Source organism: Cyanobacteriota bacterium (assembly GCA_025054735.1).
In the GTDB taxonomy this organism is placed as follows: domain Bacteria; phylum Cyanobacteriota; class Cyanobacteriia; order SKYG9; family SKYG9; genus SKYG9.
On sequence record JANWZG010000061.1, the window covers coordinates 1 to 12,543 of the forward strand.

Sequence of the window (12,543 nt, forward strand, 5' to 3'; positions counted from 1 at the left end):
ATTCGCGGGTTGCCGATGATTAGTGCTCTGCTAGTCTTGGGAGGTATGGCTAGTGCTGGAATTCCTGGACTAATGGGCTTTGTGTCTGAGTTTCTGGTATTCCAGGGTAGCTTTTCGGTCTTCCCCATTCAGACCTTACTCTGCGTGGTAGGTACTGCCTTGACTGCCGTGTATTTCGTAATTCTGCTGAACCGTACCTGTTTTGGCAAGCTGGATAACGCGATCGCCTACTTTCCCAAGGTGGAGCTACGAGAACAAGCCCCAGCTCTAATCTTGGCTGCCATCATTTTCTTCTTGGGTGTACAACCCACTTGGCTAGTGCGATGGAGTGAAGCTACAACGCGGTCAATGGTGGCTGCTGTTCCCTCGATCACTCAGCCTGCGATCGCCCAAATCACAACTCAGACATCGCCACGGTAGACATCACCATAGTCAGTGCCATGTATTGGCACCGTGGCAGTAACCGTTTGAATAGTTCATCCCTAATCCCATAGATAGCAACCGACAAATAACAACCTATGACAGTAGCAACCCTCTCTCAAACCCGCCTTCCACCCTCGACCCACGAATTCGCCGATGTGGTTCACCGTTTAGAAGCAGGTGGCTCAATGTTGCCCGATACGCCTGAAAACCTCATGCAAATCATCGGCATTTACAAAGCCTATGCTGTTCCCATGGATTTTTATTGGCGAGATTTGCTCTATATCGCCGAGCGGGTATTTCTGAATCCTTTACCTGCCTTCAAATATTTTCTGCCTAAAGAATACTTGGAGCTTCACAATCACTATGCTGGTGATGATGCTGACCTGCGGATTTGGCGAGGAGAAGCAACCGCTCATCCGGAGTTACTAGAGTTCATGGAAAAGGGTGAGTTAAAGCAGAAGTTGCCCAAGCTATTTCATCACCTGTGGCACGATCGCATCAATATGGAGTTTGCTGAAGAATGTATGCGGGCAATGCTCTGGCATCGGGGCATGGGTGGCCTGTTTGACCCTTACCTAGACAGTGATGAGTATAAAGCCAATGCTGATCGTGCCATTCGTGCATACTTCCAAGGCAATCCTCTGATGCTAGGGCTGTACAAGCTCTTCCCTGATATGTTCATCGAACAGGTACGCGAGATGTCGTACTACGCCAACCTGGGCCTATTCTGGGAAATTATGGCTCCAGTGTTCTTTGAAATGTCGGATCTCTACGACGAAGGCAAGCTGACAACTGTACCTGAGGCCATGAACTTCTTGGTGAACGGCATCTTTGCGATCGCAGGCCGACCCATTTACCATCATGTCTACATTCGGGGCGAGTGCTACGAAATCATTCCCAAATCCAAGGGCTTTATGTGGCTCTACGAAGCGGCCCTACCCTACGTAGAAGCAGTGTTTTATCGCACCTCTCCCTTCCGAGGCACTAAATCTTACAACGCCCAAGCTGGCCAAGTTCCTGCTGACCAGAAAGATTTCCACTATGGCATTCTCTATGCGGATGTGTTTCCTGTAGGGTCTGCTGGCATTCCCCCTACATTGCTGATGCAAGACATGCTGCACTTTTTGCCCCCTTACTTAGTGGACTATTACAAGCAGCATTGTCGTGGTGAAGATGACATGCTTGTGCAACTGGGTATTAGCTTCCAGCGCTCAATGTATAACGTTACGTCTGCTGTTATCCAAGCTCTGCGCACTGCCTTGCTGTATCCCCTTGATGACCCCAATCCTAGGCACTTGATGGCAAACCGTCGCTTTTTTGAGAGTCAACTCGATCGCTTCAAGCGTCCAGAAGCTCGTCTCCGGGCTATTCAAAGTCAAGACTATCGCTAGCCTGTCCGTCGCTTACATGTTAACCAACGATTCATGACCAAGATGAGGTAATCCTATGGCTGATATTGTCGATATTGCCGTGAGCGCCGACGGATTTAAAACATTGGTGACGGCTGTGCAGGCGGCTGGACTGGTGGAGACTTTAAAGAGTCCGGGGCCGTTTACGGTGTTTGCTCCCAATGACGAGGCATTTGCCAAGTTGCCCCCTGGCACTATCCAGACCTTGGTGCAAAATATTCCGCAACTGACGCGGATTCTGAAATACCATGTGGTTCCAGGTAGATTGCTGAAGGCTGACTTAGAAAAACTAGGGGTGGTTACCTCGGTCGAAGGTTCGCCGATTCCCATCGATACATCCGATGGCTTTGAGGTGAAAAATGCCACAGTGTTAGCTGCGGATATTGAAGCTGACAATGGGGTAATTCACGTGCTTGATCGGGTCATCTTGATGGGACAAGTCTGATTATTTCTCACTAAGACTGAATCTCGTAACTGGTTCGCCAGTGATGCTTGACCCAGTAAGGTTTAGCTATGCACAATTTACCCTAAGCTTCCATAGGAAGATGCTGAGTGGTGTAGTGATCGCACCGTAGTGATTACCGCCTCAGCCACTTGATTGATTTCTTCTAGGGTGTTGAAGCGCCCGATACCAAACCGTAGGGAAGCGAAGGCTAGGTTTGGCGATCGTCCTAATGCTAGCAGGACATGGGACGGCTCCGGTTTAGCAGAGGTGCAGGCTGAGCCAGAGGAAACAGCCACAATTGGTTGCAGACCCATCAAAAGTGCCTGTCCATCGACTCCCTCAATACTGATATTGAGATTGCCCGCCAACCGTTGCGTGGGGTGTCCATTTAGATAAACCCTAGGGAGAGCGGATGACGCTGAGAGAGCCGTGCTAATCTGTTGCCAGAGGCGATCGCGAAGGAATCTAATCCGTTCAGTTTCAGAGTCTAACTGACTGAGGGCTAGGGTCACTGCCTTGGCAAAGCCTACAATCTGGGGGGTATATAATGTGCCCGATCGTAGCCCCCGCTCATGCCCACCACCATGCAATTGGGCTGCTAGCTGCACTCTAGGGTTGCGCCGACGCACATACAGTGCTCCGATGCCCTTAGGGCCATAGACTTTGTGGGCAGTTAAGGACATTAGATCAATGTGCATAGCCTGCACATCCAAGGAAATTTTACCGATCGCTTGGGCAGCATCGGTATGAAAGAGCACTTGCCGATCATGGCATAGCGCTCCGATCGCTGCTAGTGGCTGGAGCACACCAATTTCATTATTGGCCGCCATTGCTGATACCAGAATTGTATCTGGACGGATTGCTTGCTCTAGTTGCGCCACATCTAGCAAGCCATCAGATTGCACAGGCAACACCGTCACCTCAAATCCCAAGGTTTCTAAGTAGCGACATGGATCCAACACCGCGTTGTGTTCTGTTGCCACGGTAATTAGGTGTCGCCCCTTACCCAGATAGGCTTCCGCTACCCCTTTAATGGCTAGGTTATTGGCTTCCGTAGCACCGCTAGTAAAAATTATCTCTTCAGGTTGACAGTGGATGGCCTCAGCTAATTGGGTACGGGCACGTTTGACCGCTGCTTCGGCTTCCCAGCCGTACTGATGGGTAACGCTTGCAGGGTTACCAAAGTAATCTAGAAAGTAGGGCACCATCGCCTCAAATACCTGGGGATCAAGGGGAGTAGTGCTGTGACAGTCTAGATAAATGGGGCGATGAGCCATAGGCCACGGCGAGGGACGATCGCTAAAACTGTCTCAAGAAGCGAAGATCACTGCTGTAAAGACGGCGAATATCATCTAACTGATAGAGCACCATTGCCAGCCGCTCTAGTCCCAGTCCAGCAGCAAAACCAGTATACACTTCTGGATCATAGCCTACAGCCTTCAACACGTTGGGATCCACCATACCGCAGCCCAGAACCTCTAGCCAGCGCCCACGCCACTGTACATCCACTTCCGCAGACGGCTCAGTAAAGGGAAAATAGCTAGCGCGAAAGCGAATAGGCAACTCGTCACCAAAAAGCTGAGACAAAAATACCTTGATGGTGCCCTTGAGATCAGTGAAGGTCAGGTTCTCATCCACTGCTAGGATTTCTAGTTGGTGAAAAACAGCAGTGTGCGTAGCATCAACCGTATCACGACGATAGCAGCGCCCAGCGGCAACAACCCGAATGGGTGGGTCATTTTCTTCCATGTAATGAATTTGGATGGAGGAGGTCTGCGATCGCAGTAAGTTCCCATCGGGGAGATAGAAGGTATCTTGCATATCCCGCGCGGGGTGATCAGCCGGGGTGTTGAGCGCCTCAAAATTGTAATAATCAGTCTCCATTTCTGGCCCGTTGGCAACGGTATAGCCCAAACCCACAAAAATATCGATGATGCGGTCGAGGGTGCTATTGAGTGGATGGATTCGCCCTTGGGGACGATAGATGCCCGGCATGGTTACATCGATCGTTTCAGACTCTAGCTGGGCCTGAATCTTAGCTGCTTGTAGAGCTGTCCGCTTAGCTTCCAACGCTCCTTGCACGGCCTCCTTGACTTCGTTGGCCACCATACCAATACGCGGACGCTCTTCGGCTGAGAGTTTACCCATGCCACCCAAAATTTGGGACAGCTCACCCTTTTTACCCAAATACCGAATTCGGAGTTGTTCTAGTTCCTCTAGGGTAGTTATAGCTGCGATCGCTGCCTGTGCCGATTGGTTTAATGCTGTGAGTTGCGCTTCCAAACTGCCTGTCTGCGTTGTCATGGGTGTTGTTCAATGCCGATGTCATGCCCTTCATAATGCCATAATAGTCTGCCAGTATCCTATAGAACCGAATCAATTTCCTCAGTAACGGCATGAGACTACTGATTAGTAACGACGATGGCATATTTGCCCATGGCATTCGTGCCCTAGCCAACAGGATGGCAGAGGCGGGGCATCGGGTAACAGTGGTGTGTCCTGATCGAGAGCGCTCAGCTACAGGGCATGGTCTCACTCTCCACGAGCCAATCAGAGCCGAGGTTGTGGAATCTGTCTTTCATCCCCACGTCAAAGCATGGGCTTGTTCTGGTACCCCTGCTGATTGTGTCAAGCTCGCCTTGGGCGCGTTGTTGGAAGAGCCTCCTGATTTGGTGCTGTCTGGCATTAACCACGGGGCTAATTTAGGAACAGATGTACTATATTCTGGCACTGTCTCAGCCGCTATGGAAGGAACGATCGAGGGTATTTCTAGTATTGCCTTTAGTCTCACCAGTTACACAGCTAAGGATTTTCAACCTGCTGCGTGCATTGCCTGCTCGATCGTTACCCACCTGGGCCAACAATTACCCACCCGCCCACTATTGCTCAATGTCAACATTCCCCCCGTTCCCCTTCAGGAAATTCAAGATATCATCGTCACTCGTCAAGGCATTCGTCGCTATATTGATCTGTTTCAAAAGCGCCTTGATCCCAGAGGGAAAACCTATTACTGGTTAGCAGGCGAAGTGTTAGAAGATCTGACGAATGAACCTACCGACATCCTAAATCCTTATCCTACTGATGTGGAAGCCATTCGCAAGCGATGTGTAACAATCACCCCATTGCACTACAACCTAACGAGCTTTCAAGATATGGATATTATCCAGTCCTACCGGGCTGACTTTAGGGCAGGATACATTGAACAAAACCCAGCAGACTAGTCTCTAGTGGACTAGATATCTAGTGAACTAATAAGCTCCTTGAGACAGCTTCTTGGGTCTTCTTAGAGTAGAGTTGACCTTCTAACTATCCTGAATGGTTTAATTCTGGGTGAAAAATAATCTATGTTTACGTGCTCTGCCAAAACCATTCACCCCTGAGGGGATTTACCCCTGATGTCACGATCGCGATCGTAAAAACAAACTAAGCATTAGAACTGTAACTGCCCATCATAATCTAAGCTCTATAATCCTAGAAACCAATATCAGTCTAACCAGCCTTACACTTGTGCAATCCACATCCAGACGAGCTACTAACCTGTGCTCTTCAACGATATTGTCCAACCAATTGTTAACCAATTGTTTTCTCTGAACTATAGTTAAATATAGTTAATAGTATTGAGTAATGATTAATGCTTAGCTGTTCAGTGTAGTTAATTAACCCCTTGCAGATTCCCCAATAGCAAACTAAGTTAGTAATATGTCCTATCACGCTTTGGCACAGTTAGCATCCCTATTGTAGTGAACACAGCTTGAAAACTTCTATTTCTGGGCACAGCCAACTGGAACCTTACAACCTTGGAATGTGATTCATGTCTGTTGAGCAACATCAATTCACGATTAATTTTTGGGGAGTCAGAGGTAGTATTCCCTGCCCTGGGCCAGAGACCGTACGTTACGGGGGTAATACGCCCTGCGTTGAGATGTTAGTTGGTGGACAGCGACTAATTTTTGACGGTGGCACGGGGCTGCGCGTGTTGGGTCAAAACCTATTGTCTAAGATGCCGCTTGAGGCCCATATCTTTTTTACCCATTCCCATTGGGATCACATTCAGGGCTTTCCATTTTTTGCTCCGGCGTTTGTCCCTAGTAACCGTTTTAATATCTACGGAGCGATCGCGCCTAATGGTGAGAGCATTGAACATCGCCTTGAGGGGCAAATGCACCACCCTAACTTCCCTGTGCCCTTGAGAATTATGGGTGCTGCTATGACCTTTAACGATATCGAAATTGGCGAGTCTATATATCTTGATGATGACATTGTTGTAGATACAGCATTGCTGAACCATCCTGGAGAAGCTGTTGGCTATCGCGTCAATTGGCAAGGTCATGCGGCTGCCTACGTTACTGACACTGAACATTTAGCAGATGGCAAACTAGACGACAACGTTCTGCGGCTGGCAGACAATGCTGATGTACTGATTTATGACTCAACCTATACTGATGATGAGTACTACTCCAAGAAAGCTAGCAAGATTGGTTGGGGTCATTCAACATGGCAGGAAGGAGTTCGGGTGGCAAAAGCTGCTAATGTTCAGCAGCTTATTATTTTTCACCATGATCCACTCCATAACGATGCATTCTTAGACGATGTAGGTGAGCAGGCTGCGCTAGTGTTTCCCAACGCGCTGGTAGCTAGAGAAGGCATGAGTCTTCAATTAGTCCCCCCTTCTTACTCCAAGCATTCCGAGGATATAGATCAACCCATTTCGGTCTGATCGTTCTTTCAATTGGCATCGAACTATTGTCCGCCTTGAAAAAATTACTCTGGGTACATTCTACTTACGCACGCAAATAAGCCCTCCTCTTCCAGCCCCTTGGCCCCCTGCGAACAGGGGGTTGGGAGATGAGGGGCCGGATTGGAAGTCCCTCTCCCTGCTTGGAAGAGGGCTTTAGGGTGAGGGCTACACAACTGGGATGCACCCAATTACTCCCTCGAATCAGCTTCCTTTCACTAGTGCCTCTAGATTTTCGTGCTAGATTCAGGTGCTGAGTTTAGCACCGGTTTCAGCCAAATCGGAATTCTTTTACAGCTTTGCTTCTAGTGATTTGAGATATTCGGTGTTTACGCCTGACTCGCGAGTGAGAGCAATTTTACCCGTGCGAGCAATTTCTCGGATGCCAAATCGGTTTAGCATCTGCACGATGGCCACCATTTTTCCAGGGTCGCCAACTACCTCTAAGGTCAACGAATCTTCTGAAATGTCTACAACTCGTGCTCGAAAGATTTGCGCTAATTCAATAATTTCCGATCGCGTGGAACTGGTAGCCGTCATCTTTAACAGCATTAATTCTCGCTCCACACAGGGTATTTGCGTAACATCCTGTACCTTGAGAACGTTAATCAACTTATAAAGTTGCTTGGTTAGTTGCTCGATGACGCGATCGTCACCAGGCACTACCATCGTGATCCGAGAAATCCCCATCTGTTCTGCTGGGCCAACCGCTAGGCTTTCAATGTTAAAACCTCGACGAGCAAACAATCCAGCTATTCGGGTTAATACCCCTGCTTCATCTTCAACCAGAACAGATAGAGTATGCTTCATTGTGAGTAGAGACTAAAGGTAAATAGAATAACTACAAATGATTACAGAGCGTTAGCCTTTGCCTAGCATCAGTAGTCAGGATATTCAGCAACTAATGATACTGACAAGAGCTTGCTTAGCAGAGTGTAGCAACGTTGCTGTGTTCAATTATCCCATCATTATCTAGCATTTTGATTCAAGAAATACTCTGGACAGTTTTTGTGACAGTACCGGACATCCGCACTGTACCGGTTGCATCCGCCCTGACCTTGCTCCCTGGGGAGAAGAGTTGGGGATGAGGGCCATTCATATTGGCGTTCAGCAACGCCTAACAAACTACTACAAATGCTTAATCTACAGGTGCTGTTCAATCATTTGGCGGTATTGGCTCTTTTGCTTGACACCCCGCAATTCCCCTACCAGTTCTTTGTTGCGGAAAAACTGTACTGTTGGTGTGCCAATTACCCCAGCCGATTCTGCAATTTCAGGTTCTTGTTCAATATCAATCTCAACGTAGTGGATTTTGCCCTCAAACTCATCCACTACCTTGTTGAGAATGGGTTTGAGAGTGTGGCAGGGGCCACAGGTAGGAGCTGCATACTTAACCATGATCAGCAAATCGCTCTCATGGTATAGCCTTCGTAGGGCATAGCCACCAACATGGCGGGTTGCATTGGCATCAAAGACTGGCTCATCACTGGTTGGTGTTTCTGCAGGTTGTGCTAGTGAGTCAGTTGGGACTGGAACTGATTGGTGAAATTCTTGACTTAGCCCTTGGGCAGAGAGCCATCGCTCGGCAAGGAGTGCTGCCATACAGCCAGAACCAGCCGCTGTAATGGCTTGTCGATACTCATGATCCTGCACATCACCAGCCGCAAACACCCCCTCTACGCTAGTTCTAGTAGAGCCGTGATAGGTCACGATGTAACCAGCATGGTCTAGCTCTAGTTGTCCTTGAAACAGTTGAGTATTGGGAGTGTGGCCGATCGCGTAAAACAACCCACGAACGGGCAGATCTTGCTCTTTACCTGTTTTGGTATCTCGAACCCGTAAACCTAGCATTTGTCCGTGTTCACCAAACACATCCACTGCCTCCGTGTTCCAGTGGATAACGATTTTAGGATTATTGAGCACTCGATCTTGCATGGCCTTGCTAGCCCGCATGACATCTCGACGCACTAGCAGGTGCACTTGAGAGGCATATTTGGTTAAGAAAATGGCTTCTTCGGCAGCGGTGTCACCTCCCCCTACGATCGCCAATTCTACACCTCTGAACAGGGGAGCAGCGCCATCGCAGATGGCACAGGCAGAAATGCCTCGACTCCAGTAGGTTTCCTCAGAGGGCAATCCCAGGCGTTTTGCTGTAGCACCTGTGGCAATAATGACGCTATGGGCAAGCACTGTGCGTTGTGGCGATCGGATCACGAACGGACGTTGATGAAAGTCTACCTCTGTAACATCTTCGGTCACCAGTTCAGCCCCCCAGCGCGCTGCTTGTTCCTTCATGCGTGCCATTAGTTGCGGGCCGGTAATACCATCGGGAAAGCCAGGAAAATTTTCTACATCAGTTGTCGTCATCAACTGACCACCGGGCAAACCGCCAGCCTGAAAGCCTTCAAACACAAAGGGCTTGAGGTTTGCGCGGGCGGCATAGATAGCTGCTGTGTAGCCAGCCGGCCCAGAACCAATAATTACCAAATTTTCTACAACCGGGCTTGTCATGCTGCTTCAAACCCATAACCACTTTGTCTTAGTATAGCCCACGGCGGTTTTTCTGCCGATGATACCGTGCTCGCATTCGCCGGAATAGACGAATACTGACCACGTAGGTAACTATGGCGCTGATTGTTCCTGTTACTAAGCAGCCAGTGATCAGGACGGTGACTAGCTCACCTCCTAAATTAACGAGATCCTGAAAAGACTCAACACGAAGATCCACAATACTATGATTGCGAAGGAGCCATTGCCCTAGACGAAAGTTCAGCAGCACCAAAGGCACATCGGTCACTGGGTTACTAATCCAGGTTCCTAATACGGCTAACCATTTGTTGCCCCCTACCAAGGTCGCCAATCCAATAGACAGCAGAGATTGCATCCCAAATAGGGGAATCATGCCGACTAGAACACCCATGGCCAATCCTAGTGCCATGCTCTCTGGGGTGCTGCGTAGCCGCACTAGTTTCCAGTAGTAGTAACGCCAACGTCGTCTCCAGGATTTTGGTTTGGGCGGTCGAGGCAAGCGTTGTGCAGGTGCCATGGGAGGATGCATAATCTAGCAGTTCAGCGCATTACACGTCAGCACACTACAAAAAGGGGTAGATACTGTTCACAGCCTTGTCTCAGAATCTAGCCAAGTAGGGCTAGAATGGTGAGGTAATAACCTGCAACGGTAGTACAAGAGCTAGCAGCCTTTGCTAGATTGACGAATGGTCTACGGCATCGTTATGGAACTGGGTTAGGTGCATCTGTTAGCTACCCATCTAGTATTGCACGGTATTACACGCTTAGCCGTGAGATTGTATTGCTCAACTCTAAAAGGTACCGGAGGAGAGGCTATGAGTCATCTGTTGATAACCTGGGTATTGGCAACAGCGGCATTGTTAATTACCTCCTACATTGTTCCAGGTATTGAGATTGAGAGCCTGGGTGCAGCGTTTATAGGTTCAGCCCTCATTGGATTGGTAAATGCGTTTATCAAGCCAGTCTTTGTGGCGCTGACAATCCCGATTACTGTTGTTACACTGGGCTTGTTTTTGTTAGTTGTTAATCCGTTGATGCTATGGCTAGCAGGGTCGATCACACCTAAGTTTAGGGTACGGGGCTTTATTCCGGCAGTATTAGGCTCCTTAGGGATTGCGATCGTCTCTGCAATTTTGAACCGCTTGTTACGCTGATAGGGCTGCTAGTAGGGCTTCGCCCATGGCTTTACAGCCTACTAGGGTCATCCCCTCAGCCATAATGTCTCCAGTGCGATAGCCCTGCTCCAAGACGGTAGTTACAGCCTGTTCAAGCCGATCGGCAGCGGCTGGCTGATTGAGGCCGTAGCGCAACATCATGGCTGCACTCAGTACCTGCGCTAGGGGATTAGCTTTGTCTTGACCGGCGATGTCAGGAGCAGAACCATGTACAGGCTCAAATACCCCAGGGCCAGAGGCACCTAAGCTTGCAGATGGTAACATGCCAATGCTGCCCGTAAGCATGGCGGCTTCGTCTGAAAGGATATCGCCAAATAGGTTGCCTGTAACAATTGTGTCAAATTGTCGAGGATTGCGGACTAGCTGCATGGCGGCATTGTCTACATAGAGGTGAGTTAACGTAACGTCAGGATAGTCAGCCGCTAACTGAGTAATCCGATCGCGCCAGAGTTGAGATACCTCCAACACATTTGCCTTGTCTACGGAGCAAAGGTGGCCCCGTCGCTTGCGGGCCGTCTCAAAGGCGACTCGACCAATGCGATCAACCTCTGTTTCAGTGTAGGCCATGGTATTCACACCCCGCTTTTCCCCCGATTCCGTGGCAAAAATACCCTTGGGTTGCCCAAAGTAAATGCCCCCTGTTAGTTCTCGCACCACCATAATGTCTACGCCTTCAATCACTTCGCGCTTGAGGGTAGAACTATCGATTAACTGGGGCAAAATTTTGGCAGGACGCAGATTAGCGAACAAGCCTAGACCCGCTCGCAGACCCAACAAGCCAGTTTCTGGGCGTTGGTGGCGGGGCAAATTGTCCCACTGGTAACCGCCGATCGCCGCTAGCAACACCGCATCACTTTGACGGCATAGCTCCAAAGTTTCTGGTGGCAACGGATTGCCAGTAGCATCAATGGCACACCCACCGATCAATGCATCGTGAAACTCAAAGGTTAAATTAGCCTGTTGGCCGACTTGCTTCAAGGCATCAACAGCCACGGCCATAATCTCTGGGCCAATGCCGTCGCCAGGAAGGAGCGTAATGCGATAGTGCTGGGTCATTCTCTTAACCTATGGGTATTAATGGATCCTGAATGTTGGAAATATCTGTATCTATTTATGCCTAATGTACTCATAGACATTTAGATACTGATCACCGGGGTTTTTCCAGGAATAGTCGTAAGCCATACCTTGGATGGCAAGCTGTTGAAATTCCTTGGGGCTTTGATACCAGAGATCGATCGCCCGCCCCATGGCTGATTCCAAGGCATGGGCATCGGTCTGGAAGAAGACATAGCCATTACGTGCTTCTGGCTCGTGTTCTTGGTCATAGTCGCGATCGAACACAGTGCTAACCAAGCCACCTACGCCCCGAACAACGGGTACTGTGCCATAGCGCAACCCAATCATTTGCGTTAGGCCACAAGGCTCAAAGTTACTAGGGACAACGATGATATCGGCTCCTGCATAAATCAAGTGGGATAACTCTTCATTGAAGCTTAGTTCCAAGTGGCAATCAGGGTTGTCGTTCAAGTGCCGTTTTTCATGCCAGAACCAGTTGTTAATACTGGCTTCAGTTGCCGTTCCCAGTAAGACGAATTGTGCTCCTCGGTTGAGGGCATAGTAGATGGCATGGTGGACGAGGTGAACGCCCTTCTGGTCGTCTAGGCGACCAACGTAGCTAACGATGGGTTTATCTACATCTTGAAGCAGTAAACGATCGCGCAGCGCCTTCTTATTTTGTGCCTTCAGCTCAAAGGTGTCCTTAGTGTAGTGGTGTGGAATAAAGCGATCAATTTCAGGATTCCAGACATCGTAGTCAATGCCGTTGAG

General features: G+C 49.1%; 13 protein-coding genes. 6 read left to right on the plus strand and 7 right to left on the minus strand.

The features are described from left to right. The 3 genes from NZ772_04710 to NZ772_04720 all read left to right on the plus strand — a co-directional run. Positions 1–420, plus strand: a 420-nt coding sequence (locus NZ772_04710) for an NAD(P)H-quinone oxidoreductase subunit D4 (GenBank protein MCS6812860.1), incomplete at its 5' end; no start/stop codon positions are given. 98 nt (positions 421–518) lie between these two features. Then, on the plus strand, positions 519–1,814 hold the full coding sequence (locus NZ772_04715; GenBank protein ID MCS6812861.1) for a CO2 hydration protein: 1,296 nt from the start codon (positions 519–521) through the stop codon (positions 1,812–1,814). A gap of 55 nt (positions 1,815–1,869) precedes the next feature. Next, positions 1,870–2,277: a fasciclin domain-containing protein gene (locus NZ772_04720; GenBank protein ID MCS6812862.1), complete on the plus strand. Its 408-nt coding sequence runs from the start codon at positions 1,870–1,872 to the stop codon at positions 2,275–2,277. 77 nt (positions 2,278–2,354) lie between these two features. Here the strand turns inward: NZ772_04720 and NZ772_04725 are convergent, their stop codons facing one another. Together NZ772_04725 and pheS are read right to left on the minus strand one after the other, a co-directional pair. Then, positions 2,355–3,554, minus strand: a complete 1,200-nt coding sequence (locus tag NZ772_04725; protein MCS6812863.1) for an aminotransferase class V-fold PLP-dependent enzyme — start codon at positions 3,552–3,554, stop codon at positions 2,355–2,357. Between the two features lie 22 nt (positions 3,555–3,576). Beyond that, positions 3,577–4,581 carry a phenylalanine--tRNA ligase subunit alpha gene (gene pheS / locus NZ772_04730; GenBank protein MCS6812864.1) on the minus strand — a complete coding sequence of 335 codons (1,005 nt, stop codon included), beginning with the start codon at positions 4,579–4,581 and terminating at the stop codon, positions 3,577–3,579. Positions 4,582–4,673: 92 nt separating this feature from the next. On the opposite strand from pheS, the gene surE reads away from it, so the two are divergent. Further along, on the plus strand, positions 4,674–5,498 hold the full coding sequence (gene surE, locus NZ772_04735) for a 5'/3'-nucleotidase SurE (protein ID MCS6812865.1): 825 nt from the start codon (positions 4,674–4,676) through the stop codon (positions 5,496–5,498). Positions 5,499–6,088: 590 nt separating this feature from the next. After that, entirely contained in the window at positions 6,089–6,994 is a 906-nt protein-coding gene (locus NZ772_04740) for an MBL fold metallo-hydrolase (GenBank protein MCS6812866.1), read from the plus strand. 309 nt (positions 6,995–7,303) lie between these two features. Here NZ772_04740 and ilvN read toward each other — a convergent pair whose 3' ends face one another. The 3 genes from ilvN to NZ772_04755 form a co-directional block, all read right to left on the minus strand. Further along, positions 7,304–7,822: an acetolactate synthase small subunit gene (gene ilvN, locus NZ772_04745; GenBank protein ID MCS6812867.1), complete on the minus strand. Its 519-nt coding sequence runs from the start codon at positions 7,820–7,822 to the stop codon at positions 7,304–7,306. A gap of 333 nt (positions 7,823–8,155) precedes the next feature. After that, positions 8,156–9,523: a thioredoxin-disulfide reductase gene (gene trxB, locus NZ772_04750; GenBank protein ID MCS6812868.1), complete on the minus strand. Its 1,368-nt coding sequence runs from the start codon at positions 9,521–9,523 to the stop codon at positions 8,156–8,158. 28 nt (positions 9,524–9,551) lie between these two features. Further along, a complete protein-coding gene (locus tag NZ772_04755) occupies positions 9,552–10,058 on the minus strand; it encodes a DUF2062 domain-containing protein (GenBank protein MCS6812869.1) in 507 nt (168 codons plus the stop codon). 298 nt (positions 10,059–10,356) lie between these two features. Between NZ772_04755 and NZ772_04760 the strand changes: the two genes are divergently transcribed. Continuing rightward, positions 10,357–10,695: a phage holin family protein gene (locus tag NZ772_04760; protein MCS6812870.1), complete on the plus strand. Its 339-nt coding sequence runs from the start codon at positions 10,357–10,359 to the stop codon at positions 10,693–10,695. On the opposite strand, the gene leuB is transcribed toward NZ772_04760, so the two are convergent. Together leuB and NZ772_04770 are read right to left on the minus strand one after the other, a co-directional pair. Beyond that, complete coding sequence (gene leuB, locus NZ772_04765; protein MCS6812871.1) at positions 10,687–11,772, minus strand: 3-isopropylmalate dehydrogenase; 1,086 nt, start codon at positions 11,770–11,772, stop codon at positions 10,687–10,689. The two genes, NZ772_04760 and leuB, sit on opposite strands and share 9 nt — an antisense overlap. A 51-nt stretch (positions 11,773–11,823) precedes the next feature. Beyond that, positions 11,824–12,543, minus strand: a 720-nt coding sequence (locus tag NZ772_04770; protein MCS6812872.1) for a glycosyltransferase, incomplete at its 5' end; no start/stop codon positions are given.